The sequence below is a fragment of the Marinobacter sp. LM1 genome (assembly GCF_042763285.1).
GTDB lineage: Bacteria > Pseudomonadota > Gammaproteobacteria > Pseudomonadales > Oleiphilaceae > Marinobacter > Marinobacter nauticus.
Window position 1 is genome coordinate 793,533 of record NZ_CP114373.1, and the last position, 26,561, is coordinate 820,093.

Sequence of the window (26,561 nt, forward strand, 5' to 3'; positions counted from 1 at the left end):
TACGGCTGAACACAGCGGCCATCTTCTGGCCTGTCCGCACAGAAATTTCAGGAGCCTTACCATGATTGTCGTCACTGGCGGTGCCGGTTTCATTGGAGCCAACATTATTCACGCCCTTAACTCGCGTGGCGAAACCGATATTCTGGTGGTGGACGATCTGACCGACGGTACCCGTTTCCGGAACCTGGCGGAGCTGGATGTCACGGATTACATGGACAAAGGTGAGTTCCTGGAGCGGGTCAAAGCGAATGACCTGCCGGTGGGTATAAGGGCCATCTTCCACGAGGGGGCCTGTTCAGACACCACCGAGTGGGATGGCAAGTTCATGATGGAGAACAACTACACCTACTCCAAGGTGTTGTTGCACTGGTGCCTTGATCGCAAGGTGCCGTTCCTCTATGCGTCCAGTGCCGCCGTCTACGGAGCCAGTGATGAATTTCGGGAAGAGCGCGAGTGCGAGCGACCGCTTAATGTTTACGGTTATTCCAAGTGGCAGTTTGACCAGTACGTGCGCAAGATTCTGCCCTCCGCCCGCAGCCAGGTTGTTGGTTTCCGCTACTTCAACGTGTACGGCCCGAGGGAGCAGCACAAGGGCAAGATGGCGTCCGTGGCCTATCACCTGCACGAACAGATCAAAGCTGGCCAGAATCCCAAGCTGTTCCAAGGTTGGGATGGCTATTCTGACGGTGGGCAACAGCGTGACTTTGTATATGTAGACGACGTGTGCAAGGTGAACCTGTGGTTCTATGATAATCCGGACCAGTCCGGCATTTTCAATCTGGGCACTGGCCGTGCCCAGTCGTTCCTGGAGGTGGCCGAGGCGGTCATCCAATACCACGGTAAGGGCAAGGTGGAGTTCATCCCTTTCCCGGATGAGCTGAAAGGCCGTTATCAGAGCTTTACCCAGGCGGATGTCAGTGCGTTGCGTGATGCGGGCTATACCGATTCGTTCACCGACGTTGCCAATGGTGTAGCGGCCTACCTGGCTTGGCTGGATCGATGAAATATCTGGTGGTTGGCCCGTCTTGGGTGGGTGACATGGTTATGGCTCAGGCGCTGTTCATGTCCCTCAAACAACAGGACCCGCAAGCAAAAATCGACGTGCTGGCTCCCGGGTGGTCGCTCCCGATCATCGCCCGTATGCCTGAGGTCAACACAGGCATTGCGGCACCCTGGAAAAGTGGCGAGCTGGCCCTGAAGGCTCAGTGGCGACTGGCCAGAACGCTGAAAGGGTATGATAAAGCCATTGTCCTGCCACGTTCGTTCAAGTCCTCTTTGATCCCTTTCTTTGCAGGCATTCCCGAGCGAGTGGGTTTCAGTGGGGAAGGGCGCTCGATTCTACTGACCGATGCCCGGCGCAGACACCCGACTCGAGACGGCTCTACCATTACCGACAAAACCGTTTGGCGCTACATGGGGCTTGGGGTCAGCAAGGCGGATTACGAAACCTATCGGTTTGATGTGCCACAACCGTCACTGACGATTAACAAGACTAACCTGAACGACGTGATGGGCAAACTGGGCCTGGACCCGGAACGCCCCGCCATTGCCATCTGCCCCGGTGCGGAGTTTGGCCCGGCAAAGCAGTGGCCTCTTGAAAACCACCGGGCGCTCGCTGAAAAACTGGTGCAGCAGGGCTTTCAGGTCTGGGTTATGGGCGGTCCGAAAGATGTGGAGCCGGGTGAGCAGATTGCCAATGGTCAGGAGGGCGTGTTCAATCTTTGTGGCAAAACCCGCCTGGAAGATACCGTGGACCTGTTCAGTCATTGCCGCAAAGTGGTCAGTCACGATTCCGGCTTGATGCACGTGGCCGCCGCTTCTGGTGCTGATGTGGTTGCCATCTACGGTTCCACCAGCCCGGATTTCACACCGCCACTGACGGATAAGGCGACGATTGTCCGGCATCCGGTGGAGTGTAGTCCCTGCTTTGAGCGAACCTGCCGTTTTGGCCATTACAACTGCTTGACCGGTATTTCCGTGCAGCGGGTTCTGGAGGCGTGCCAGTGAAACTGAGCGCGGTACTGATCACTAAGAACGCAGGGCCTGAGTTTGCCAAATGCCTTGAGAGTCTGGCGTTCGCCGATGAGATTGTGATTCTGGATTCCGGTTCGACAGACGATACGTTGTCTGTCGCCGAGAGATTCGGCGCGCGCATTTTCCAATCGGACGACTGGCCAGGCTTTGGTCCGCAGCGTCAGAGGGCCCAAAGCCACGCGCAGGGCGAGTGGTTGTTCTGGATCGATACCGACGAAGTGGTCACCCCGGAACTGGCCTCCTCCATTCAGCGCGCCATCGAACAGGCTCCGGCGAAGAAGGTGTTTCAGGTAAAGCGGTTGTCGTGGTTTTTTGGTCGTTTCATCCGGCACTCTGGCTGGTATCCCGACAAAGTGGTCCGGTTGTACCGCCGTGAAGAATACGGGTATGACAATGCTCTGGTGCATGAAAAGGTGCACTGTCCCGATGCCAGCGTAGAAACGCTTGACGGGGATTTGTTGCACTATACCGCGACCAATTTCCCGGATTACATGGCGAAATCCGTCCGCTATGCGGAGGATTGGGCCGAGGGGCGGGCCCGCCGTGGCAAGAAAGCCTCACTGTTTTCCGCCTGCACCCACAGTTTAGGCGCATTTGTCCGGAAGTATCTGCTTCAAAGGGGTTTTCTGGACGGCCGGCATGGGTTTTTGCTGGCCGTCACCACCGCCATTTATGCCTTCAACAAATACGCAGCACTCTGGATTAAAACTCGCCGTTGACGGTTTCCCTCAGCACCTTCAAAAGGGCTTCAGACGAATGCTGTACGTGAAAGTGCGAGGCGATTCTATCTCGAGCGCTTTGGCCCATATTTGCGCATAGTTCTGGGGATTCATGCAGCCGCTGAATGCCTGCAGCAATTTCTTCAGCGCTACCGGGCGTTACGCGTATGCCGGAAACGCCATCTTCAATGAGCTCCGCACTTCCTCCGGTATCGCTGACGATTGGTGCAACGCCATAGGCCATAGCTTCAATCACCGTTTTTGGAAGCCCCTCGCGTTTGGTCGAAGCCAGCACGGATACCTGGCAGGACGCAATGATGGCTGGCGCGTCTTTTCTGAATCCAGTCAGGTGAATTCTGTCGGCCATCGGGCTGGCCTGGATTAGAGCCTGAACCTCTGGATTGTCCATTCCCCGGCCCACGAGCAATAGGTGGATGTTGCTGTCCGCGGGTAAAAGGTGTGTGGCTTTCAGCAGAATTGGCAGTCCTTTTCTGGGGCGGATATTTGCCACCGACCCAACCACAAAGGCGCCATCCGGTACGCCGAATTGTTTGAGGTCTACCGGAGTATCCTGGTACCAGTCGAGATCGTGGCCTTTATAGACCGTACAAACTTTGTCTTTGTTGCCCCAGACGTGCTTTTGTAGGTCATCGCGGGTTGCTTTGGAAACGCAGATAATTCGATCCACCCGTGGGCTTAAGTGGGTCAGGTAGCCACTTGGGTCCCAGCGGCTGATATTGCCGGTTTGGCCTCGATAGGTCATAACTTTGACTGGCAGGCCGATTGCCGCAAGGTTGGTGTTAGCGATGGCTTTGTTGTTAAAGCAGTACACGGCGTCAAACTTGCCTTCGATCAGGAGGTGACGAATTCGACGAATGGCTTCAGGCTCTATTTTCTTTCGGGGATGGAAACCGTGTACCTTGATGCCGTTTTCTTCAAATCGGGAGCGGTACTCCGCATCCGGTTGTGTCATCAGCTCAACTTCGACACCCAATTTTGCCAGCCCGATCAGCATTTCGGCTTCTGGCCGAACAGAGTTCCAGGTATCTACATAGGAGCTGATTACAAGTAGCTTCACAGTGTTATGTCCTTTTCATGGTCGATCTCTTACACTGCCGCCATTAAAACATCGACGGGGCCGAGTTGGTATGCACATTTGCCACGTAAATCTGGCCGGAGGTTTTTCCGGTGGTGAGCGACAGACCGTAAACCTGATTCGGGAGCTGGCGAAGCGTGGCATTCAGCAATCGCTGGTGGCCCGGCCGGGGAGTCGTCTATGGGCTGAGCTGGAAAGCATCCAATCGCTCGGTAGGCGAGAGACTGCACATTTTCTGCTGGGCCACGGCAAGGGGGATTGGGACCTCGTTCATTGCCACGACGGTAAATCAGTCTACTGGGCCTGGATCGAGTCCCGCCTGCGTAGAACGCCTTACGTCGTCACACGGCGAGTCGATAATCCCATCGGAACCGGGCGCCTGACGTCTGCGGCCTATGGCGGAGCCGCGACCGTCGTCTGCCTGAGTTCGGCCATTGAATCAGTTGTACAACAGCGACTGGGCCGCGTGGACACTGTCATCATTCCCTCGAGTTTCTCAGGCTTTCCCGCCGCACCAGACGCCGTCGAAGCTATCCGGCAGCAGTATCCCGCCAAACGCCTGGTTGGCCAAGTGGGGCGCCTCCTGAAGCACAAGGGTTATCACATCACGATTGAGGCAGCGCGTTTGCTGGGCAGCCTCAGGCCAGACGTGCAGTTCATTTTCCTGGGAGAAGGGCCAGATGAACAGTGGCTCAAGTCCCAGGCACAGGGTTTGCCCAACGTCAGTTTTCTGGGGCATAAAGATAACGTCGGGGATTGGTTGGCAGCTCTGGATGTCTTCGTGTTCCCCTCACTCTCCGAGGGGCTTGGCTCAACGATTCTTGAGGCCATGCAACATCGTGTGCCGGTGGTTGGGGCCAAAGCCGGAGGCATTCCTGATCTGATCTCCGATAAAGCGAATGGTCTTCTGGTATCTCCGGGTGACCCGGAGGCTTTGGCTTCGGCGATTCAGTTTATCCTCGATAGCCCTGAGCAGGCCGCCGCTTTCGCAGACGCTGCCCAGGCTGGATTAACAGCGTTCAGCCCTGCGTCGGTAGCGGAGCGTTACCTGGGACTCTACTCCGCAACCTTGCAATCCTAAGGTAGTTCCTGGCAGCCGGGCGGTTAGTCGCAAATCTGCCCGGGCTTATAAGGATTCGGGTTCCCCGGCGGCCGGTGCCGCATACGTTTGTACTCCCACTGGTACTGTTCAGGGGCCATTCGTACCACCTTTTCCACGGATTGATTCAATGCGGTGGCGCCGGCCACTGCATCATCGGCACCAATGCCAGGCTCCGCCGGAGTGACCAGAATCTTGAAGCCTTCGCCGTTGGGCAGGCGCTCGGCGTAGGTCACCAGAACATTGGCCCCGGTTTTCTGTACCAACTTGCCGACCAGGGTCATGGTCATCACGTCCATGCCAAAAAAGGGCGCGTAGGCGTTGGTTTTGCCCCGGGGAGACTGGTCGGGAAGAATGCCGGCTACGCCACCTTCCTTCAAAATGCCCATCAGGCGCATCAGGCCTTTACGGTCGCCGCGTACCAGTTCGGAGCCCAGGCGCCCCCTCACCCGAATCATGTAATCTTCGAATTCCTTGATGTGCGGAGGGCTATATAGCGCGGCCATCTTATAGCGGGAAGAGAAAAACAGGCCGGCCAGCTCCCAGTTGCCAAGGTGGGGCGCGAGCAAGATCAATCCTTTGCCGGTCGCCAGGGCCTCATCAACCAGCTCCAGGCCTTCCGTTTCCTTGATCAACCCAAGGCACTTATCTACGGGCCACTCCCACATCAGCGGAATTTCCAGGGCCGTCATGCCGGTGTGGGCCAGGGAGTCTCTGGAAAGGTCCCTGCGCTGCTCTTCGGTGAGTTCCGGCAGGCAGATGTCCAGATTGATGTCGGTGATCTTCTTTGGCCTGCCGCCCAGTTTCCAGGCCAGGAGCCCCAGCCATTTGCCGATGAACTGTGCGGCTCCCAGGGGTAAATAGCTAACCATCCGCAACAGGCCGGCAATCAGGTAATACTTGAATTTGCTCATGATCTGCCGTACCGGTCCTCGAATCGTACAATATCGTCTTCGCCCAGATAGGATCCGGACTGCACTTCAATCAGTTCCAGATCAATAACGCCGGGGTTTTCAAGGCAATGGATCTGGCCGACCGGTATGTAAGTGGACTGGTTCTCGGTCACCAGGTACGACTCCTCGCCATTGGTTACCTTTGCGGTGCCGCTGACGACAATCCAGTGTTCTGCCCGGTGGTGGTGCATCTGGACAGACAGCTTGGCGCCGGGCTTCACGGTGATGCGTTTCACCTGGTAGCGGTGGCCATTATCGATGGAATCATATACACCCCAGGGCCGGTAGACTTCCCGGTGATTCATGTGCTCGTGTCGACCATCATTCTTGATGCGTTCAACCACCTTTTTGACATCCTGGACCTGATCTTTATGGGCGACCAGCAAGGCGTCTTTGGTTTCAATGATCACCAGATCTTTCACGCCAACCGTGGCCACAAGGCGGCTGTCTGCCCGGACCAGAGTGCTCTCTGTGTTATGGGCAATGACATCACCGCTGAATGCGTTTCCGCAGCTGTCTTTCTCGGAAACTTCCCACAAGGCGGACCAGGAGCCGATATCGCTCCAGCCGGCATCGAGCGCTACCACGGCGGCGTTATCGGTCTTTTCCATCACGGCGTAATCGATGGAATCTTCCGGGCACTCGGCGAATACGCTTTCATTCACGCGGGTGAAGTGCAGATCCTCGCTGGCGTCGTCCAGCGCTGCCTGGCAGATCGCAAGAATGTCCGGGCGGTGTTTCTGCAGTTCCTGAAGGTAGGTGCGGGCGCCGAACAGGAACATGCCACTGTTCCAGAGGTAATCACCGGATGCGAGGTATTCTTCCGCGGTAGTCTGGTCGGGCTTCTCTACAAACCGGCTAACGCTGAAGCTGTCGTCCGCCAATTTCGGGCCTTGCTGGATGTAGCCGTAACCGGTTTCCGCATGGCCGGGTACTATGCCGAAGGTCACCAGCTTGTCCTGCTGAGCCAGGGGTATGGCTTTCTGGATGCCGCTCTGGAACGCAGCGATATCTTTGATCAGGTGGTCTGCGGCCAGAACCAGCATCAGCGGGTTCTGGTTTTCATCGATGTTCTTGACCAGTTGCAGGGCTGCCAGAGCGATGGCCGGTGCCGTGTTGCGTCCACAAGGCTCCAGAATAATTCGGGCATCTTTGTAGCCCGCCTGGCGCATTTGCTCAGCCGCCAGAAAACGGTGGTCTTCATTGCAGATCAGGAGTGGATCGGCGGATTCCATACCATCCAGCCGCGCCACGGTCAGCTGCAGCATGGATAGATGTTGGTCCGTCAGTTTCAGGAACTGCTTGGGGTTCAGTTGCCTGGATAACGGCCAAAGGCGAGAGCCGGTGCCTCCGGCCATAATGACGGGGTGAATCATGTGCGCGCTCCAGGGTGTTGAATTGTTGCCAATTCGGCTAAGAATCACTGACACTATATGTTAACACGCAGATCTTAACGGTTTTATCTTAGGCGTTGGAAATCTTCCCAGGATAGACCTTCGCCGTTTTGTTCCCAGGCCAGTCGTTTTCTGAACCTGTCGATCTTTCTATCTATGTAATGTGAACTCCAGCCCGGTAGCGGCGCCAGCGCCTGGGGGATCGTTGGCGCCCCGAGACCATCCACCAGAAACAATTGAGTGCGGCCAATCCGATCCGTGACGACCAGGTTATGAGGGAGCAGGTTTCTGGTGAGTATTCGGGTTTGTTTCAGCCAGTCGAGAAATTCTCTGATGCCTGTTTCCAGTTCCGGTGTCAGGCCATGGTCTTGCATCAGTGTTTCGAGCGTTGGCGCAACATTGCCATCAGCACAACGAATCAGTTCGCTTTCATTGGCCTCGCCAAGGGAAGTTTGCACGCTTCCATAGAACCTTGGCAGATGCGACCAGACAAGATCTTCGCGACCTTTAGCGAGCAGTTCTCGTATGGCACGCTGATTGTGCGCGATGATCTCCTGGGTGTTATCGTTGAGCCGATTGGTTCCTAAAAGCTGCTTGAGGCGTGATTGCCTTTGGGTGCGGGCTGCAATATTTTCGGGGCGAACGATCTTCAGGCAGCGGGCTGAATCTAACGGGTGTTCGTAACACAGGCGATTGTAGCCCTGCGCGAACGGCAACTTGTCAGACAGGTCTAGCATGGTTTCATTAGTTGAGGCGAGAGAGTGAATCGGGCAATAGCATACGGGGATTGCAACACAGAAGGGCTTAAAGGTGAATGTTTCCCTTTATGGCCACAGATTGTTTGTGAGTCGGAAGCGCTTGAGCTGACCAATTGCGGACACACTATGAGCACGACTCGTGAACTGCTTGAGTACAATCGTGCTTTCCCCGCGTCACAGTACGCTGTTGCTTTTGTCCAGTATGGTCTGGTGGACTCCTGGCTAACGTTTCGCGGGGCACCCTATGTGCTTTATTACCCTGATTTCCCCTTGCGTAAACTGGCCAGAAAGCTGGTTAAGAAGCTCAAGAAACTGGCGCGTGTATGGCAGCTGCAAAAGCGTTTGGGGGCTGTTGAACAGGTACCGTTATCAGAATACGTGGATAACCTTCATCAGGTGATTGTATCGGCGCCCAAGACCCGTTTTATTCTTGTTGCAACGGCGCCCAACCTGGATGAGCCACGCAACCCAAGGATCAAAGTCTACAACGAAGCATTAGCGAGGATTGCGGAATCCCACGATAATGTGATGTACGTGGATGTTTATGAGGATATCTGGGCGCATCGCGACCTCACTCTCATGGAGGACGGTACTCACCTGACAGCCGCAGGGCATGAACGGATTGCGGCGAAGATTATTAGTGTATTGAAACAAGGTTAGCGATAGCTCTCTGATAGACATTCAGCGTTTGGCTAGCCATGCTGGAAAGCGATAGTTGATCAGCAGCAAATGCTTGTGCTTCTGCCTGCTCGGCGACCAATGTTGAAGTGTCTTGGCTTAGATAAGCAGCAAACCGCTTTGGGTCTTCACCACGAAAGATGTGTTTTTCAGGCAAGATTTCGTTGGCTATCGGTACGTCGGTTGAAATGACGGGCTTACCGAGCAAGAGCGCTTCTGCACACACATAAGAAAACCCTTCTCTTTCAGAGCTGATCACCACCCCATCTGCCGCAGCCATCAGTGCGGGAACGTCTGAGCGGAAGCCAAGCAACTTCACCGTCTCAGACTGATGGGTTGAGCTGATGAGATCCGCAAGTCGCTGCCGCTCAGGCCCGTCACCCGCTATGAGCAGGGTTCCCGGGCAATACTGAAAGGTTCTGATGAGAAAGTCGAAGCCTTTGACCGACACCAATCTGCCCACGGCCAGCCAAACCGGCCGTTCTGTTTCCTTGGGAAGCAGGGCTGGCGCCTGAGGAATAACCGATACGCCATTGTAGATGACCGTAACGCCCGGTTGGGCGATGTCCGTTGCAAGGGCCTGACTGACGGCGATCAGTTGGTGAAACGCAGCGGCTTTAGGGTAGCGCGACTTGAAGCCGTGAATGGTCGCTACTCGCATCAGGCTTCTCGTAAAAGGTGTCAGCCGCTGAAGAACGAAGGCCGCTTTCGTGCCCTGTGCATGAATAACATCGAAACCGTTGGCTCTGATTAGACGAAGGACGGTGAGCAGTAAAAAGGGAGAGTTGCGTGAGCCACCTGTATCCAATGCTCGCGTTTTTACCGCTGGTTCAAGGTCCGAGAGATGCTGTGATGCAGCCGCCAACGTCACCGTGTGCCCCAGTCGTGCCAGTTCGCTGGAGAGTTCACGGGCGTGTTTTTCCATGCCGCCGGTATCTGGATTGTCCGAGAGCATCAGCATCAGAATATTCACGGGGTGAGATCCTGCCGCGCTGCCATCAGTTTTTGATAGATGGCGAGCGTGGCCTCCGTCTGCGCCCGCAACAAAAACCGCTCTGGCAACTCAATCTCTGGCCGGGGCTTATCCAGCAGCCCCAACACCGCACTGGCGAATGCCCCGGTATCATCCGGAGTCACCAGTCCGTCCCGAAAGCATGCCTGCAGCGTTTCCGCCGCACCGCCCCGGTTGTAGGCAACCACTGGCGTGCCGGACGCCAATGCTTCGGTCACTGTGCGGCCAAACGGCTCAGGCTTGGTGGACATGTGGCAAACCACATCGGCGAACAGGTACAGGTTGGTCATGTCGTTGCGCTGGCCGAGGAATGTGACTTTATCGGTCAGGCCCAGCCGGCTGCGCTCTTTTTCAAGCTCCTGCAGGAATCGTTCTTTTCCCGGTTCGGCCCCGCCTACGATGATACCGTGACAATCCGGCCGCTGGCGGACAATGCGGGCCATGGCTTCAAGGTAGTCCAGTTGGCCTTTCCAGCGGGAGATGCGGCCGGGCATCATAATGATTTTCTTGCCGGCCAGTTGGGGGAAGCGGGACAGGAGAATGTCCAGCCACTGATCATTTATGGCGCGGTTGCGGAAGGCGTCGATGTCGACGCCGCGCTGGATCACCGTCAGCTTGTTTTCCGCTACCTCGAAATTCTTCAACACGTAATCCCGCACGCAATTGGAGACGGCAATGATCTGGTCCGCCCTGGTCATGATGGCGCTGTAGGGATTGACGGAATACATACCGTGAAAGGTTGAGACAACGGCGGGCTGTTGGTCGGCAGGCAGGGTCTTCAGGGCCAGGTGGATAATCCAGGCGGGCATGCGGGAGCGGACATGAACAATGTCAGGCCGCAGCTCCTGTAACAGCTTTCGCATGGGCAGGATCTGTCCGAAAGACGCGGGCGTTTTCCGGTGAATGGGCATGTGGATATGAGTCGAACCCTGGCCGCGAACTTGTTCGGCCATTGGGCCTCCGTTGGAGACCACGAATGACTGGTGGCCGCGCTTGACCAGCTCGGCGGCGAATTCCACCGTGCCTCTTTCCACGCCACCGCTATAGAGCGCAGGAAGAGCCTGGAGAATCTTCATTGTCTGGCCTCCTTTCCTGATTTTTGAAAAGCAGCCAAATAGTTAGCCGCCACCCATCGGGCAGCCCGGTCGGCTTCCCAGAGTCGTTCATGCCTTTCTGCTTGTTCGGCCATCACGCTGGCATGGTCTGCCCAGTGGGCAATCAGCCCCCGCTTTGTCAGGCGTTTTACTCCGTTCGCAACGCGGCTGTTGGCACGCGCATTCAGGTTCAGCAGGCCGGTGGGCACGCCGGAAGTGGCGGCTTCGCACACCATGGAAATGCTGTCCGGCGTTACCCAGACGGCGCGGGAAGCAGCGAGCTGGTGGCTGAGCCAGTCGTCGTGGGTACGGGTGTGATGCACTACGGAGATTTTCGGGCTCTGCAATTCGGCCAGTCGCTCGCTGGTCATTTCCGGCGTGCGACGGGAATCGGTGATGGTCCAGCGCCACTGAGGGTAGCGGGCTATCAGGTCGCTTATCTGATTCAGAATGGCATCTTCGTCCCAATCGAAATGTTCCGAACGCCCACCCACCAGGATCAGGGCTTCCGGTTTGCTGGTCAGCCGGGCGAGGGGTGTGATGGTGTTGATCACGCCTTCGGTGTGCAGGATATTGTTAGCAGGCTTTACCTCATCATGGGCCGGGATAATCGCGCCATCTACCCAGCCCAGTGGGAAGGCCGGTTTCATCAATATCAGGGTTTTGGCCTTGCCCAGGCGCCGAAGTGCCAGCAATAAACGGTGAGTACCGGTGCCTGCGGCCACGATCAGGGCCGGTTTGGGCAGTGCTGTATCCATGGCTGGGGCCACACCCAGCAGGGCTCGCCACAGAGGTACCGGGTATTCTTCGGCACTGATCCAGTAGAGCGCCGCGCCGGTCAGCACCCGCAGGCGATTGCCCAGCCCCTTGAGTTGGTTTTTGTGGCCGGGCTTGTTGTCTGTCAGCAGCCAGACAACCGGTGCTTGCGAGTGATTGCTCACGAGTTAGTCCTTGCGCTTTCGCCCGTAGAAACCAGGGTCATCCCTGTCTGGGCGGGTCTTGAAGCGGCGGTGCATCCAGAGGTACTGATCTGGGGCCTTTCGGATTTCCCTTTCAATGATGGCATTGATGCGGGTGGCATCTTCCTGATCGTCGCCGCTCGGAAAGTTATCCAAAGCCGGATGAAAGTATATGTCGTAACCAGGTTTGCCATCCCGGCGGAAATGGCTGAACGGAACAACTTTGCAGCCGCTGCGTTCGGCGATTCGCGACGTGGCGGTAATGGTGCCGGCGGGGATGCCGAAAAACGGCGCGAACACGATATCCTTACGGCCGTAATCCTGATCGGTAGCATACCAGACCGCCCGGTTTTTCTTCAGACTGCGAAACAGGCCCCGGAGGTCCCGGGCGCCCAGCACGGTGCCGTAGCGGCGCTCCCTGGCTCTTGTCATTACCGCGTTCATCAGCGGGTTGTTATGATCCCGCTGCATGACATCTGCTTCGATGAACTGTGTAACCAGGCTGCCGCCCAGGTCCAGGGTGCTGTAATGCCCTCCCAGTAATAAGACGCCTTTGCCGCCAGCCAGGGCCTGTTCGAAATGCTCAAGGCCATGGACTTGTGTGATGCCCGTGAGCCTGGCTGGGTCACGAAACCAGGCAATACCTATCTCCAGCAAACCAATACCGTTGGCGATAAAGGCATTGCGAACCAGCGCAGCCTGTTGCTGCTGGTTCAGCTCCGGAAAACACAGGCGAATGTTCACTTCGGCAATATGGCGTCGGCTTTTCGCCAGCCGCCAGGCCAGTAGGCCAGCAATTTTGCCCAGCCACCATTGCAGGCGCAGGGGCAACTGGGCCACCAGCCACATCGCCGCTATGCCAAGCCAGGTTGGCCACCACCGAGGATGGCGATAGGCTGAATAGTCTGTGTTTCGCGGTAGTTTGCGGTACTTCTTCTTCAAAATCGTGAATCCTGCATCGACAAACGGTTTTCCGGGGGGCAAGATGCCCGTCCACAACAAATTTATCCCTATGATAACGCACTGTTTTGCCGGGAGTCCTGCGTGTTCCAGTTTATCTATTCCCTGCTGATCCGGCTCGCCCTGCCGTTTATCCTTGTCCGGCTCTGGTGGCAGGGCCGCAAGGCGCCGGCGTTGCGGCAAGACTGGCAACATCGCCTTGGGTTGGTGCCGCAAATGCAGGGCCCGGTGATTTGGGTGCACGCGGTTTCGGTGGGAGAAACCATTGCCGCCGGCCCCATGGTCCGGCGCCTGCTGGCCCGTAACCTGGGTGCGACCATCCTGATGACTGCCATGACTGATACCGGGCTGGCCCAGGCCCGGAAGATGTTTGGTGACAGGGTAGCCTATGCCTACGCCCCTTACGACACGCCCGGGGCTATTCGGCGCTTCCTGAATCGGGTTAACCCCCGCATCCTGGTGATCATGGAAACGGAAATCTGGCCCAATATGATCCGCCAGTGCCGACACCGTCATGTGCCTGTTTTTCTGATCAATGCCCGTCTGTCTGAACGATCTGCCCGGGGGTATGAACGGGTTCGGGGCGTGGCAGCACCTATTATCAAAAGCATCAGCTGGGTGGCTGCGCAAGCCGAAAAAGACGCAGAGCGGTTTCGCCGCATCGGAGTGGCTCCGGGTAATGTTGAGGTCACCGGCAGTGTAAAATTCGATGCGGATATTCCTGATGATGTCCGTGCGGCCTCTGTCAGCTTCCGAAAATCCCTGGGTGAGCGCCCCGTTTGGATTGCCGGCAGCACCCACACCGGAGAAGACGAGCAATTGCTGGCGGCTCATCGCCAGATTCTGGCTCAGCACGCCGATGCCTTACTCATCATTGTGCCCCGGCATCCGGACCGGTTTGATTCGGTAGCTGAGATGGCTCAAGGCGAAGGCTTTTCCGTGGTTCGCCGGTCAACAGGAGCATCTCCCGCTGGTGCGGAGGTGTATCTTGGCGACACCATGGGAGAGCTGATGATGCTTTACGGAGCCAGTGACCTCGCCTTCGTGGGCGGCTCACTGATCGAGCGGGGAGGGCACAATCCGCTGGAGCCTGCGGCCTGGGGCATTCCGGTATTCTCCGGCACTCATGTGTTTAATTTTGAGACAATCTATCAGCGCTTACTGGATGATCAGGGTGTCCAGCTGGTCGAAAATGCGGATGAGCTGGCGCGGGCGATCTGTTCACTGATAGACGACCCGGAGGCGCTGAAGGCGTACGGTGAGCGGGCTCTGGCGGTGGTCAACAAGAACCGGGGTGCGCTGGATAAGGTCGTGGAGGGTATTACGGAGCGGTTGTAACTCCGGGTGCCGCACTGGCACCCGGAATATTCTGCAAGCTGCCCGATTTACTGCACCGGATCGTCCAGTGTCTTTCCTTCTTCGGCCAGGGCTTCAATGCCCCGGGCGCCTTCGCTGAGCCAGTTGTTCAGGTCAATCAGATCCTGCGGGCTCAGGGTGCCTGCCGCCTGCTTCAGTTTCAGGGTGTTGATCACGTAGTCATAGCGGGCGTTGGCGTAATCCCGCAGCGCCACGTAGTACGCACGTTCTGCATCCAGCACTTCCACAATGTTCCGGGTACCTACATCATAGCCGGCGCGGGTTGCATCCAGTGCACTGCGGCGGGAGATGATGGTTTGCTCAAGGGCAGAGGCTGTCTCCACGTTGTTGTTCACGGTCAGGAACAGGCTGCGGGTGTTCACCTGTACATCCCGGCGCACCGTATTCAGGTCCTGTTCGGCGGCGGTGACCAGCGAACGCTGTTCCCGGGCGCCGGCCTGGGTGCCGCCGCCCGTGTAGAGCGGGATGGTCAGTGACAGTGAGGCAACGGACTGGCTGCGCTCCTGCTGGGTAAAAAGGGCGTTCTCCAGACTGGTTTCCTGGTAGGAGGCGCTCAGCTCAAGGGTTGGCAAATGACCGGACTTTGCCGCTTTCAGGCTGGCTTCGCTGGCATTGAGTTGCCTCAGGGCCGCCTGAATAGACCAGTTTTGCTCCACCGCGGTTGCTTCCCACGAAGTCGGATCCATGGGCTCCGGGCGCCCGAGCGGAAAATTCTGCCTGAGATTTTCCATGGCGTCCGGATATTCTCCGGTTAACCGGGCCAGTTGTTCCCTGGCCACATTCAGGTCGTTGTCGGCGGCGATGCGCTGGCTCCTGGCATCGTCGTAGCTGGCACGCGCTTCATAGACTTCGGTGACGGCAATGAGCCCCACGTCAAACCGTTCCCGGGCCTGTTCGTACTGGCGCTGGATGGCCGTTTCAGTCGCTTTTGCGGTTGTGACGGTGTCCTTGGCGCGCAGGACATCGAAGTAGGCGGTTGCCACATCCAGAATCAGTTGTTGCTGGGCCAGGTTGTACTGGGCCTCGGCCGCCTCGGCCTGGAACTGGCTGGCTTCGTAGCTGAACCAGTCTTGAGCCCGGAACAGTGGCTGGGTCAGCTCGACGCCGTAGCGGTAGGTTCGATAACTGTCTCCCGCGAAGAGTTGCCGCACCAGCTCATCGGCGTTTGCCCCCCCGGGTATATTCCTGGGCTTGAAACGTGTGTAGCTTGCTGACCCAACCGCCGAGATTTTGGGCAGCAGGGCGCTCTTGCTGACATCGCTGGTTGCCTGCTGGGCCTGGAACTGTGCCATGGCAGAGGCAATGCCGGAGTCATATGACAGTGCCTGCTCATAAGCCTCCACAAGATCCAGAGAGAAAGCGGGCTGGGCTGCGAGCAGGGTGATCAATCCTGGAAGTAAACGTTTTTTCATTGGTTCTCCTGAAATACTGACTCCGGGAATCTGCCCGGCAATGACCCAAAGGTATTGGTTGACCATTATGGACAATAATCGTTCCCGTCTCTAGACTTGCTAAGTCCACGTATTTTGTGGGCAAACCAATTCAGAATCGCGTCTTGACGGGGTGCTGATTCGCCATAAACTGGCGATCGGCTGAGATTGCAACGCAGAACCCGCGACCTGATCCGGATAATACCGGCGTAGGGATTAAGGCCAGATGAACCGCGACACCATGCCTGTAGGGCTATTTGTCGCAACTCCGTCATACGCGACCCGATACCACAAGAGCAACCGGGAGCATTTCATGACGGACTTACCAGCATACCTCAGCGACTCCGCAAAAGTAGACTCCGCAGCAATCAAACCATTACCAAGCTCACGAAAAATATACGTGCAGGGTAGCCGACCTGATCTGCGGGTGCCAATGCGGGAAATTACCGTGGGCGACACCCCCACTGAAATGGGTGGCGAAAAGAACCCGCCAGTGGTGGTGTACGACACCTCCGGGCCCTACACAGACCCGGAAGCCACTATTGATCTGCGTAAGGGCTTGCCGCCGGTTCGTGCCGCCTGGATTGCCGAACGGGGCGATGTAGAGCAACTGGACGGCTACACCTCCGAATTCACCCGCCGCCGCATGAAAGACCCTCAGCTTGATCCCCTTCGGTTTATGGACGAGCGAAAGCCACTGCGCGCCAAGCCCGGACGAAACGTATCCCAGATGCACTATGCTCGCCAGGGCATCATTACACCGGAGATGGAATACGTTGCCATCCGGGAAAACATGAAACTGCAGGAAGCCCGGGCCAACGGCTTGCTGGCGGACCAGCACCCCGGCCAGTCCTTCGGTGCTAACCTGCCGCCTGAAATCACTCCCGAGTTTGTTCGGGACGAAGTGGCCCGCGGCCGAGCCATCATTCCCGCCAACATCAACCACCCGGAAACCGAGCCGATGATCATCGGTCGCAACTTTTTGGTGAAAATCAACGGCAACATCGGCAACTCGGCGGTGACCTCGTCCATCGAAGACGAAGTAGAAAAACTGACCTGGGGGATCCGCTGGGGTTCCGATACGGTGATGGACCTGTCTACCGGCAAGAACATCCACGAAACCCGCGAATGGATCATCCGCAACTCCCCGGTTCCCATCGGCACCGTGCCTATCTATCAGGCGCTGGAAAAGGTGGGCGGCGTTGCGGAAGACCTGACCTGGGAAATCTTCCGGGACACCCTGGTCGAACAAGCCGAGCAAGGCGTGGATTACTTCACCATCCACGCGGGTGTTCGTTTACACCACGTGCCCCTCACCGCCAAACGCACCACCGGCATCGTTTCCCGGGGTGGTTCCATCATGGCCAAGTGGTGCCTGGCGCACCACAAAGAAAGCTTCCTGTATGAGCATTTCGAAGACATCTGCGAAATCATGAAAGCCTACGATGTCTCTTTCAGCCTTGGCGACGGCCTGCGCCCCGGCTCCATCGCCGACGCCAACGACGCAGCCCAGTTCGGCGAACTGGAAACCCTGGGTGAGCTGACCAAAATTGCCTGGAAACACGACGTCCAGTGCATGATCGAAGGCCCCGGCCACGTGCCCATGCACCTGATCAAAGAAAACATGGATAAGCAGCTGGAATGCTGCGACGAGGCGCCGTTCTACACCCTCGGCCCGTTGACCACGGATATTGCCCCGGGCTATGACCACATCACCTCCGGCATCGGCGCGGCGATGATCGGCTGGTATGGCTGCGCCATGCTCTGCTACGTCACCCCGAAAGAGCATCTGGGCCTGCCCAACAAAGACGACGTAAAAACCGGCATCATCACCTACAAAATCGCCGCCCACGCTGCCGATCTCGCCAAAGGCCACCCAGGCGCCCAGATCCGCGACAACGCGCTGTCCAAGGCCCGCTTCGAGTTCCGCTGGGAAGACCAGTTCAACCTCGGCCTGGACCCGGACACCGCCCGCGCCTACCACGACGAAACCCTTCCCAAGGAATCGGCCAAGGTGGCGCATTTCTGCTCCATGTGCGGGCCTAAGTTCTGCTCCATGAAGATCTCCCAGGAAGTCCGGGACTACGCGGCAGAGCAAGGCATTGATGAGGTATCGGCGATTGACGCCGGTATGCAGGCGAAATCGCGGGAATTCGTGGAATCAGGCAGCAAGATCTACGACAAGGTCTGACCCGCATCTGCATGCTTCCGCCATAGCGTGAATCCGAGCCTGGCGGGGTGTTAACTTGCACCCCGCCGTGGCTCCGGCTATCGTTCAAGGCCGAATGTGCAACCGGAAGCAGTAATGCCAAAACCATTCCAGTTCAACGCCAGTGATGTCAAAGTTGAAATGCGCGAAACTGTGTTCCAGGGCTTCTTCCGCATGGACAAACTCTGGCTGACACATCCGCGCTTCGATGGCCGCGACATGCCCGTTTTTAGCCGGGAACTGTTCATCCGAGGTGATGCCACCTGCGTGCTGCCATACGATCCGGGGCGCGACGAGGTTGTACTTCTGGAGCAGTTTCGTCTGGGTGCGCTCGGCCGTAATCAGTCCCCCTGGTTACTGGAGCTTGTTGCTGGTATGAATGAGGATGGTGAGAGCCCGGAAGAGGTGGCTCAGCGAGAAGGTCAGGAAGAGGCTGGGCTGAGTTTCAGTCGCCTGGACAAAATCTGCGATTATCTGGTGTCCCCCGGCGGCACCACGGAAATGATTCACCTCTATTGTGGTCAGATCAGCAGCGCCGAGGCCGGTGGTGTTTTTGGCATGGAGCATGAGCATGAGGACATTCTCAGCCACGTGGTTTCGGCTGATGAATGCTTCGCCATGATTGCCGATGGCCGCATCAATAACGCCGCCGCGATTATTGCCATCCAGTGGCTGCAACTGAACAGGGAGCGGTTGCGGCGGGAGTGGCAAGCATGACGGAGTGGGTAAAGCGGCCCAGGCAATATGTGCCGGATCTGCGCCAGTTGGGAGCACTCTGCGACGGCAACTATCAGCGCCTGCGCAAGCTGCGCCAGCTTGAGGCTGACGGCAAGCCCGTATGCGAGTTCGAACTGCACCGGGAGAACCAGTACCTGGGCAGAGTGCGGATTGAAGTGCTGCAGACGGCCAGATTCACCGAAACCCTGTTGCTGGAACAAGTCCACAACATTGGTCGGTGGCTGAACAACCCCCGGATGACCGTTCGTGTTTATCACGATGCCTTGATGGCCGAAGTAATCAGCTGCTACCGGCAGCGACAGATTGCGCCCGTGAATGACTATCCCAACCGGTTCATGCACCACCCGGATGAAAAGGTTCAGGTGAATGGCTTCCTTGCCGATTGGCTGGACTACTGCCTGCGCTTCGGGCATCTGCCGATGGAGCATGCAGCCTGGTCGGCGGGCGAAGGCATCGATTGAAAGACATCATCTCTGCACGGTTTCTCAGTTCGCCGAAAGTCTATAAAGTCGGTTGTCGGACCTGTGGCAGAGTTGTCAAATACTGCAAAATCTAGCGTGCCGCTGGTCAGAATGTGATCCACCTTCCATTCGTGAACAATCAATCTGAACTCAGCCATCGTACACTTGTCTGGATTATCAACTGCTTGCAGAAAACAGAACAGGCCTGGCATGACCAAACCCACAACGGCGCGCCCACTCAATGTGTTGCAGCTTACCGATCCGCACCTGATGGCGTCTGCGGATGGCGCCTTGCTGGGAGTCAACACCCGTGACAGCCTGGCGGCGGTGATTGGCGAAGTGCTTCGCAATCACGGCCAGCCCGACCTGATTCTTGCCACCGGAGACCTCACCCAGGATGCATCGCCGGAGGCCTACCGGTATTTCGGTGAACAACTGCAGGCGTTTGATTGCCCCTCGCTCTGGATTGCTGGTAATCACGACGATTCTGCGCTGTTGTCTGCGATTGCGGCGGAGACCGGCTCTGATCAGAAACAATGGATACAGGGCGGCTGGCAGTTTGTCATGCTGGATTCCTCGGTACACGGCAAAGTGTTTGGTGAGCTTTCGGCCGATGAATTGAGTTTTCTCGATCGGGCTCTGTCCGAACGGCCAGAGCTGCCTGCTATGGTTTGCCTGCATCACCACCCGGTGGATATCGGCTCAGACTGGATGGAAAAAATCGGGCTCAAAAACCGGGACGCCTTCTGGCAAGTGATTGACCGGCATCCGCAGGTTCGTGTGGTGCTATGGGGTCATATTCATCAAGAGCTTGAACAGCAGCGCAATGGTGCATGTCTGCTGGCTACACCCTCCACCTGCATCCAGTTTGCCACAGGATCCAGCGACTTTGCCGTGGAGCCTTTGGCCCCCGGCTATCGCTGGCTGGAACTTGACCCCTCGGGATGCTTCAAAACGGAAGTCCGCCGGGCGGCCAGTTTCGAGTTTGACCTGGATGAGAAGAGTACCGGGTATTGATTCGGGCCTGGCTGAAGGCAGATCACGGTTTACGTTGACGACTTTGATAATATGACATCCCTGTGAAAGGGATTTCACAGGGAAAATCAGCACCCGTCAACGGATGACACGCAATGAAAATCATACAACCTCAGGATCTGCAGGCTGCAGATCTGCCAGGGCTGGAATCGCCCTTCTTTGCCTTGGAAAAAGCCCGCGGTTTTATTCAGAACGACCCCAACCTGAACCTTGAGCGTCTGCTTGGACGGCCGGCAACTTACGGTCTGGGAGCACGTGCGTTTAAGGAACAGCGCAATACGCATATCGAAAATGTCCTCCGGGAAATACGGGATGGGCGACTTCTTCTGGTTTTTGACAGTATTGATGGCGCACCATCCTCACCCGTCGTGCGTTGGCGTGAGGGGGAGAGAGGCGAGGGTCGTTGGCAAGTGACAGAGGCCGGAGTCGATCCCGAAATCATCGCCGGAGTAAACGCTCTGAATCAGCACGTTATTACTCCGGGAGATTTGAGTGCTCAGGGCAGTATGGGCGTGGGAAGCCTGCCTTCAGGCTATTTCGCGATGGAGTATCGCCTTAAACAGCGCGAGCAGGCTTTGCGGCAAGACGTTCAATCCGGCGGCGCAGCCAGTTTATTTTCGAATAACGTCTTGCCTGTGTCTTCATTGACCAAGACGACCGAATCTTCCACCACCGAAGCACCTCCGGAAATCCATCTCGAAATCGGCATCTTTACTGATGGCACCCTCAACAATGCTGAAAACTCCAGGGAACTGGAGGAGCGCGTGGCGACCGAGTGCGTTGAGGCCTTTGAGCGCGGCGATATTTCCCTGGAGGAGTGTGAGTATCGATTGTCTCTGGCAATGGGTGGGAGTTATGGCAATGCGCCGAGTAATGTGGCGAAACTGGCTACTCATTATGCCGAAACTAAAGATAAGTCTGGGAATCGAGTAATCCATCGGCTATGGGTCTATGCACCTGGAATTGGTACTAAAACTGGCGAAGGTGATTCGCTGGTTGGATCGATTTCAGGAATGGGTGAGACGGGTATAGTTAGTCAGGTTCGCGATGTTTTCGCCAATGCTGCGAACCGAGTTAGTGAGCTGGAGCTTCCTGGACAGATTAGAGTTCTGAAGGTTGATTTGTTCGGATTTAGTCGCGGAGCGGCATCCGCGCGTCATGCCGTATACGAAATACAGAAGGGGCAGAGTGGGGCGCTGGGTGAGGCATTTCGAAAAGAGGGTATTGATTGGCCTGAAGAAACAAAAATTCGCTTTGTTGGGCTATTCGATACGGTTGCGGCTATCGTGAATCCGTTATTGCTGGATTTTGCGCCCGGCAATAGTCTGAATGAACCTGTAAGGGTCTCCCTCGACCCGGCACATGTTGAGCGCGCTGTGCATATTGTTGCCGCCGACGAAGTCAGGAAAAACTTTTCCCTGAATAGCCTACGTAATGCTGATGGGAGTCTGCCAGAGGCATTCCGTGAAATATCTTTGCCTGGTGTACATTCAGATATCGGAGGAGGTTATCCAGATGCGCAACGCGAGGATGTCCTCCTGACCCCATACCATTTGATTCCAACCAGTCGGCATCGTTGGCCGGAACAGACTATGCAGTGGGATAATCTGGAGGAACTCAGGTCGACAATTGTCTCAGAAGGCTGGGTTGGAGAGCGTAGTTCACCAGATCAATTGTCCGAAAGATATGACTCAGCGACCGCTGGGTTTGGCGCTGAGGCGGATTCCTACTTGGGAATCTACAAAAAAGTCTCATCTCATCCGGCGCCTGACGGTCGGGTTGAATTGGCGTTGCGAATGATTCGTGAGGTTCGGGGAGAGTATTCACTTATAGCGTTAAAAGTAATGTGTGAACTGGCAAAGGAAGCCGGTGTCCCATTCCGTGATATCAATAGTAGCGACGGGGCAAAATTGCCAGAGGATTTGGAGTCAATTGCTGAAACAATTCTTGATCAGGTTGCCTCCGGTTCCGACAGCCCTTCGCTAAGCACAGAGCAGCGCGCACTGATTCGTCAGCGATATACTCACTATTCAGCGAACTATAATCCCCTTCGAACAATGGTGAAGGGCCTCGTAGCCACTTTTCGTCTCGGACGACACTTTAGCCCAAATGCGCCGGCAGACTCTGGAAAGCGAACCATCCATCCCAACAATTGAGAGATTTCGTAATGTGTAGATTGCTAAGGATTGCATTAATGCTCGCACTAGCCTTTGCTATTGCCGGCTGCTCCACTTGGACGAAAGACGAGTCTCCGCTATACATTGGTGTCGCCGCACCTAAGCAATACCAGATGCGGGTTGTGCATCTGCAATTGGAAAAACCTGGTGAAAGGAGCTGGTGGTACCCTGTTGGTTCAGTTTCTTGTTGCTGGATTGGGGAATTTGGCCCCCGCCGGGTTGGCGGTGGCGAAATGTCTCCCTTCCCCAGCCTGATCGCCCTTCATTGGTTTTCATTTGCAGAGCAAAAATTCTATTTCTCGTTGATTCGTGTTCCGGAGGGTCTTCAAGACAAGATGCGTAAGCCAGCCGCACACTCATATCCGGACGGAACAACCGGCTTGAGGCCTCGGAGCTCACTGGTACTTGGGCTGGCCCCCGGCGGCCAGGTCGTAATGTGGATGATGAGCCAGCGAAGTAACGCAGTGGAGGTGATGCGTGTATCAGCCACTGAGGTTGATGGTGACCCCGATGACTTTGCCAGTGCCACAGCGTCTTATCTGGAGGAGCATGGCGATTACCTGGAAGAGCACGGCTTGCAGCTCGACAAGTGGTAGCCGCACCGCTAAATCTGCGGGTGCATTTTCTTGGGCGCACCCACAGATTGCCGCTTGTGAAACCTAGCTTCTCAGTTCCCGCGCTGCCGCTACCATGGTTTCCAGTGCCGGCGTCACTTCTTCCCATTTCCGCGTTTTCAGGCCGCAGTCCGGGTTAATCCACAGCCGTTCTGCGGGGATACGTTCAGCCGCCAGAGTCATCAGGTTGATGATATGTTCCTTGTCTGGAATGTTGGGCGAATGGATGTCGTATACGCCCGGACCAATGTCGTTGGGGTATTCAAAGCTCCGGAACGCATCCAGCAGTTCCATGTCTGACCGAGAGGTCTCGATGGTGATGACATCGGCATCCATACGGGCAATGGCTTCGATGATGTCGTTGAATTCCGAGTAGCACATATGGGTATGGATCTGGGTGCTGTCATCTACGCCGTTGGCGGCGATGCGGAAGCTGTTGATTGCCCACTCCAGATACCTTGCCCAGTCCGACTTTCTCAGCGGCAGACCTTCGCGCAGAGCGGCTTCGTCGATCTGGATGATGTTCACGCCGGCTTGTTCCAGATCCTGAACCTCCTCGCGAATTGCCAGGGCCAGTTGCAGGCAGGAATCCTTGCGAGGCTGATCATCCCGCACGAAAGACCAGTTCAGAATCGTCACCGGGCCGGTCAGCATCCCTTTCACTGGTTTGTCCGTCAGCGACTGGGCATAGCGGATCCATTCCACGGTCATGGCCTGGGGTCGGCGGATATCGCCAAACAGAATCGGAGGTTTCACGCAGCGCGAACCGTAAGACTGAACCCAGCCGAAGCGCGTGAAGGCATAGCCGTCCAGTTGCTCGCCAAAGTATTCCACCATGTCATTACGTTCGGGTTCGCCGTGTACCAGGACATCCAGTCCGAGCTTTTCCTGCTCTTCCACGCAACGAACGATTTCTGCTCGCATTTGTTCGATGTAAGCCTTTTCGCTCAGCTCGCCCTTACGGAATTGCAGTCGCGCCTGTCGAATCTCGCGGGTTTGCGGGAAAGATCCGATGGTCGTGGTCGGGAAGGCGGGCAGGTTTAGTCTCTCCCGCTGGCGGACGATCCGCTGAGGGTAGGGACTCTGGCGATTGCCAAGCTCAGACGTGGCGGCGGCAACGGCCTTTCGAACCTCCGGATTGGTCACGCGATGGGAGCTGCGGCGGCTATCGATGGCCAATTGATTGTCTGCCAGCTCGGCGCGCACGCTGCTGCGGCCCTCGTTCAGTGCTCTGGCGAGAATCTTCAGTTCGTCGAGTTTCTGAACCGCAAACGCCAGCCAGTTGCGAATGTCGCGATCTAGTTCCTGTTCCCGGGAGAGATCGACAGGGACATGCAGAAGCGAGCAGGTTGGTGCCAGCCACAGACGTTGCCCCAGTTTTTCGTTCAGGGGTTCCAACCAGCCCAGAGTGCTGTTCAGATCCGATTTCCAGATGTTGCGACCGTTGACCACCCCGAGCGAAAGCACCTTGTGGCTAGGTAGCCAGTCCGCCACGCGACTGACTTCAGCCGGGGCGCTGATAGCATCAATGTGCAGGCCTGCAACGGGCAATTCGCACGCCAGTTGAAGATTGTCCCTGAGCTCGCCGAAATAGGTGGCTAATAGCAGTTTCGGGCGGTTCGCTTTGAGCTGGTGGTAAGCCAGATTGAAGGCATAGCGCCAGTTGGCGTCCAGATCCGTGACCAGGGCAGGTTCGTCAATCTGAACCCATTCCGCACCGGCATCCGCCAGGGCTTCCAAGAGTTGGGAGTACACCGGTAGCAGGCGCTCCAGCAAATCCAGAGGATTGCTTCCGTCCGAGGTTTTTCCCAGCCAGAGATAGGTTACCGGCCCAATAATCACGGGTTTTGCGTTGAGTCCCTGTTTCCGGGCTTCGGACAGTTGTGTTAACAGTCGTTCCGGATTGAGTTCAAAGTGGGTGTCAGCCGTCAGCTCTGGCACGATGTAGTGATAGTTGGTGTCAAACCACTTGGTCATCTCGCCAGCGGCGGTGGCGCAGCAGGGGCTATCACTGGCACCCCGGCCACGGGCGGCGCGGAAGTAAGCGTCAAGGTCCGAGCCTTCTTTGCTGGCAGCCCGGGCCGGGAGGTTACCCAGAGTGACGGACATATCCAGCACCTGGTCATACAGGGAGAAATCGCCCACCGGCACGTAATCCAGCCCGGCTTGTTGCTGCCAGTGGCGCCTGCGCAGATCGGCCGCCGTGATGGCCAGTTCCTGTTCGGTTTGCCGGCCGCCCCAATAGTCTTCCAGCGCGAATTTCAGCTCACGCTGGCCACCGATACGGGGGAAGCCGAGGTTATGTGTGGTTGCCATGATCGAGTCCTTGAATCTTGTGCGTTGAATGAGGTCTCAAGGTTAAGCGGGCTTTTACATGAATAAAAATGGTATTATTTCACCAAATCATGAGAAAAATTCACGGAGAGGCCATGGTCGAGCGGCACCATCTAGAGATTATGCGAGCCGTGGAGCGCCAGGGTTCACTGACGGCGGCGGCGGAACAGCTACACCTCACTCAGTCGGCGCTGTCCCATGCTATTCGCAAGCTGGAGCAGCAACTGGGCACGCCGGTCTGGCTCCGCGAGGGGCGCCAGTTGCGTTTGACTCAGGCTGGTCATCAACTGCTGGCATTGGCCAATCGTTTGCTCCCGCAGTTTGAACACGCTGAGATGCAGATTCACCAGATTGCCCAAGGGCAGCGCGGCAGCTTGCGAGTTGGCATGGAGTGTCACCCCTGCTATCAATGGCTTCTGAGAGTAGTAGGCCCTTACTTGCAGCAGTGGCCGGATGTCGATGTGGATGTGAAACAGGAGTTCCAGTTCGGCGGCATGGGCGCGTTGTTTGGTCATGATATCGACTTGCTGGTTACCCCGGACCCGTTGCATAAGCCCGGTGTACGTTTTGAGCCCGTGTTCGATTATGAACAGGTGTTGGTGGTGTCGGAAGATCATTCGCTTGCCGATGAAAAATGGGTAGAGCCGCATCAACTCGAAAAAGAAACGCTGATTACTTATCCGGTGGCAGTAGAGCGTCTGGACATCTTCACGCGGTTTTTTCTGCCGGCGCATACCGCACCGGCACGCCATAAGACCATTGAGACCACCGATATCATGTTGCAGATGGTCGCTGCAGGGCGGGGGGTGAGCGCGTTACCTCGCTGGCTGGTGGATGACTATGCCCGGAACATGCCCATCAGAGCCCTGAAACTCGGTCAACAAGGTATGCCAAAACAGATTTTTCTGGGTTTCCGGGAGCGTGATGAGGCGGTGGATTATCTGAACGCGTTCGTGAAGCTGGCCCGCAGCATTCGCTGGAACTAATCTCTTCGGTTAAACTGCGCGGAAAATTATCACAGGACACACAAATCATGAGTGAAATCCCTTCTGATCTGAAGTACATCGAAACTCACCAGTGGGTGCGCGTTGACGCTGACGGCACCGCCACCGTGGGCATCACCGATTTTGCCCAGGAGCAGCTGGGAGACGTGGTCTACATCGGTGTGCCGGAAACGGGCGCAACGGTAAACGGCGGCGAAGAAGCCGGCGTGGCAGAATCCGTGAAATCCGCCTCAGACGTTTTCAGCCCGGTAACCGGCGAGGTCATCGAGATCAATGAAAAGCTGGAAGACGAGCCGGAAATCGTGAACGAAGACCCCTACGGCGATGGCTGGATGTTCAAGGTAAAGCTGGCCGACGAAGGCGAGCTGGAAGGTCTCATGGATGCGGCTGCCTACGCTGAACACGTGGCCGCTGAGGAATAACTAT

General features: G+C 56.6%; 24 protein-coding genes and 1 riboswitch. Of the genes, 14 read left to right on the plus strand and 10 right to left on the minus strand.

All coding sequences use genetic code 11. The features are described from left to right. Positions 1–61 precede the first annotated feature (61 nt). From rfaD to OZ656_RS03725, 3 genes are read left to right on the plus strand one after another with little or no spacing between them, the layout of a single operon-like run. Entirely contained in the window at positions 62–1,003 is a 942-nt protein-coding gene (gene rfaD, locus OZ656_RS03715) for an ADP-glyceromanno-heptose 6-epimerase (RefSeq protein WP_153741298.1), read from the plus strand. Continuing rightward, entirely contained in the window at positions 1,000–2,007 is a 1,008-nt protein-coding gene (gene waaF, locus OZ656_RS03720; RefSeq protein WP_379944962.1) for a lipopolysaccharide heptosyltransferase II, read from the plus strand. The genes rfaD and waaF overlap by 4 nt, the downstream gene beginning before the upstream one ends. Next, on the plus strand, positions 2,004–2,753 hold the full coding sequence (locus tag OZ656_RS03725; RefSeq protein WP_199452540.1) for a glycosyltransferase family 2 protein: 750 nt from the start codon (positions 2,004–2,006) through the stop codon (positions 2,751–2,753). The genes waaF and OZ656_RS03725 overlap by 4 nt, the downstream gene beginning before the upstream one ends. Here OZ656_RS03725 and OZ656_RS03730 read toward each other — a convergent pair. Further along, positions 2,737–3,831: a glycosyltransferase family 4 protein gene (locus OZ656_RS03730; protein WP_113880419.1), complete on the minus strand. Its 1,095-nt coding sequence runs from the start codon at positions 3,829–3,831 to the stop codon at positions 2,737–2,739. The two genes, OZ656_RS03725 and OZ656_RS03730, sit on opposite strands and share 17 nt — an antisense overlap. Before the next feature lie 70 nt (positions 3,832–3,901). On the opposite strand from OZ656_RS03730, the gene OZ656_RS03735 reads away from it, so the two are divergent. Further along, positions 3,902–4,930 (plus strand): glycosyltransferase family 4 protein, encoded by a 1,029-nt coding sequence (locus OZ656_RS03735; protein ID WP_022992060.1) that lies wholly within the window; start codon positions 3,902–3,904, stop codon positions 4,928–4,930. Positions 4,931–4,953: 23 nt separating this feature from the next. On the opposite strand, the gene OZ656_RS03740 is transcribed toward OZ656_RS03735, so the two are convergent. The 3 genes from OZ656_RS03740 to OZ656_RS03750 all read right to left on the minus strand — a co-directional run bounded on the left by OZ656_RS03740 (position 4,954) and on the right by OZ656_RS03750 (position 8,032). Beyond that, positions 4,954–5,862 (minus strand): lysophospholipid acyltransferase family protein, encoded by a 909-nt coding sequence (locus OZ656_RS03740; protein ID WP_011784312.1) that lies wholly within the window; start codon positions 5,860–5,862, stop codon positions 4,954–4,956. Next, positions 5,859–7,277 carry a mannose-1-phosphate guanylyltransferase/mannose-6-phosphate isomerase gene (locus tag OZ656_RS03745; protein WP_011784313.1) on the minus strand — a complete coding sequence of 473 codons (1,419 nt, stop codon included), beginning with the start codon at positions 7,275–7,277 and terminating at the stop codon, positions 5,859–5,861. Before OZ656_RS03745 ends, OZ656_RS03740 begins: the two co-directional genes overlap by 4 nt. An 83-nt stretch (positions 7,278–7,360) precedes the next feature. After that, positions 7,361–8,032, minus strand: a complete 672-nt coding sequence (locus tag OZ656_RS03750) for a YrbL family protein (RefSeq protein ID WP_011784314.1) — start codon at positions 8,030–8,032, stop codon at positions 7,361–7,363. 24 nt (positions 8,033–8,056) lie between these two features. On the opposite strand from OZ656_RS03750, the gene OZ656_RS03755 reads away from it, so the two are divergent. Further along, positions 8,057–8,713, plus strand: a complete 657-nt coding sequence (locus OZ656_RS03755; RefSeq protein WP_011784315.1) for an SGNH/GDSL hydrolase family protein — start codon at positions 8,057–8,059, stop codon at positions 8,711–8,713. Here the strand turns inward: OZ656_RS03755 and OZ656_RS03760 are convergent. From OZ656_RS03760 to lpxL, 4 genes are read right to left on the minus strand one after another with little or no spacing between them, the layout of a single operon-like run. Beyond that, positions 8,691–9,704 carry a glycosyltransferase gene (locus OZ656_RS03760; RefSeq protein ID WP_011784316.1) on the minus strand — a complete coding sequence of 338 codons (1,014 nt, stop codon included), beginning with the start codon at positions 9,702–9,704 and terminating at the stop codon, positions 8,691–8,693. The two genes, OZ656_RS03755 and OZ656_RS03760, sit on opposite strands and share 23 nt — an antisense overlap. Beyond that, on the minus strand, positions 9,701–10,819 hold the full coding sequence (locus OZ656_RS03765) for a glycosyltransferase family 4 protein (RefSeq protein ID WP_153741302.1): 1,119 nt from the start codon (positions 10,817–10,819) through the stop codon (positions 9,701–9,703). The genes OZ656_RS03760 and OZ656_RS03765 overlap by 4 nt, the downstream gene beginning before the upstream one ends. Further along, complete coding sequence (locus OZ656_RS03770) at positions 10,816–11,778, minus strand: mitochondrial fission ELM1 family protein (RefSeq protein ID WP_153741303.1); 963 nt, start codon at positions 11,776–11,778, stop codon at positions 10,816–10,818. The genes OZ656_RS03765 and OZ656_RS03770 overlap by 4 nt, the downstream gene beginning before the upstream one ends. A gap of 3 nt (positions 11,779–11,781) precedes the next feature. Then, positions 11,782–12,738: an LpxL/LpxP family Kdo(2)-lipid IV(A) lauroyl/palmitoleoyl acyltransferase gene (gene lpxL / locus OZ656_RS03775; RefSeq protein ID WP_011784319.1), complete on the minus strand. Its 957-nt coding sequence runs from the start codon at positions 12,736–12,738 to the stop codon at positions 11,782–11,784. Between the two features lie 102 nt (positions 12,739–12,840). Between lpxL and waaA the strand changes: the two genes are divergently transcribed. Further along, positions 12,841–14,094 (plus strand): lipid IV(A) 3-deoxy-D-manno-octulosonic acid transferase, encoded by a 1,254-nt coding sequence (waaA, locus tag OZ656_RS03780; protein WP_286714898.1) that lies wholly within the window; start codon positions 12,841–12,843, stop codon positions 14,092–14,094. A 47-nt stretch (positions 14,095–14,141) separates the two neighbouring features. Here the strand turns inward: waaA and OZ656_RS03785 are convergent, their stop codons facing one another. After that, a complete protein-coding gene (locus tag OZ656_RS03785; protein ID WP_286714899.1) occupies positions 14,142–15,545 on the minus strand; it encodes a TolC family outer membrane protein in 1,404 nt (467 codons plus the stop codon). A gap of 137 nt (positions 15,546–15,682) precedes the next feature. Then, a riboswitch (TPP riboswitch) is annotated at positions 15,683–15,796 on the plus strand. Between the two features lie 80 nt (positions 15,797–15,876). Between OZ656_RS03785 and thiC the strand changes: the two genes are divergently transcribed. From thiC to OZ656_RS03815, 6 genes are all read left to right on the plus strand, one after another. Continuing rightward, positions 15,877–17,754 carry a phosphomethylpyrimidine synthase ThiC gene (thiC, locus tag OZ656_RS03790; protein ID WP_153741306.1) on the plus strand — a complete coding sequence of 626 codons (1,878 nt, stop codon included), beginning with the start codon at positions 15,877–15,879 and terminating at the stop codon, positions 17,752–17,754. A 114-nt stretch (positions 17,755–17,868) separates the two neighbouring features. Further along, positions 17,869–18,489: an NUDIX domain-containing protein gene (locus tag OZ656_RS03795; RefSeq protein WP_379944963.1), complete on the plus strand. Its 621-nt coding sequence runs from the start codon at positions 17,869–17,871 to the stop codon at positions 18,487–18,489. Beyond that, positions 18,486–18,971 carry a DUF1249 domain-containing protein gene (locus tag OZ656_RS03800; RefSeq protein WP_379944964.1) on the plus strand — a complete coding sequence of 162 codons (486 nt, stop codon included), beginning with the start codon at positions 18,486–18,488 and terminating at the stop codon, positions 18,969–18,971. Before OZ656_RS03795 ends, OZ656_RS03800 begins: the two co-directional genes overlap by 4 nt. Before the next feature lie 210 nt (positions 18,972–19,181). Then, positions 19,182–19,988 carry a 3',5'-cyclic-AMP phosphodiesterase gene (gene cpdA, locus OZ656_RS03805; protein ID WP_011784325.1) on the plus strand — a complete coding sequence of 269 codons (807 nt, stop codon included), beginning with the start codon at positions 19,182–19,184 and terminating at the stop codon, positions 19,986–19,988. A gap of 113 nt (positions 19,989–20,101) precedes the next feature. Beyond that, a complete protein-coding gene (locus OZ656_RS03810) occupies positions 20,102–22,162 on the plus strand; it encodes a T6SS phospholipase effector Tle1-like catalytic domain-containing protein (RefSeq protein WP_379944965.1) in 2,061 nt (686 codons plus the stop codon). Positions 22,163–22,200: 38 nt separating this feature from the next. After that, positions 22,201–22,779, plus strand: a complete 579-nt coding sequence (locus tag OZ656_RS03815; protein WP_199452530.1) for a DUF2931 family protein — start codon at positions 22,201–22,203, stop codon at positions 22,777–22,779. Positions 22,780–22,842: 63 nt separating this feature from the next. Here OZ656_RS03815 and metE read toward each other — a convergent pair whose 3' ends face one another. Beyond that, on the minus strand, positions 22,843–25,113 hold the full coding sequence (gene metE / locus OZ656_RS03820) for a 5-methyltetrahydropteroyltriglutamate--homocysteine S-methyltransferase (protein ID WP_379944966.1): 2,271 nt from the start codon (positions 25,111–25,113) through the stop codon (positions 22,843–22,845). A gap of 113 nt (positions 25,114–25,226) precedes the next feature. Between metE and OZ656_RS03825 the strand changes: the two genes are divergently transcribed. Beyond that, a complete protein-coding gene (locus OZ656_RS03825; protein ID WP_379944967.1) occupies positions 25,227–26,117 on the plus strand; it encodes a LysR family transcriptional regulator in 891 nt (296 codons plus the stop codon). 47 nt (positions 26,118–26,164) lie between these two features. After that, entirely contained in the window at positions 26,165–26,557 is a 393-nt protein-coding gene (gene gcvH / locus OZ656_RS03830) for a glycine cleavage system protein GcvH (protein ID WP_022992066.1), read from the plus strand. Positions 26,558–26,561: the final 4 nt, after the last annotated feature.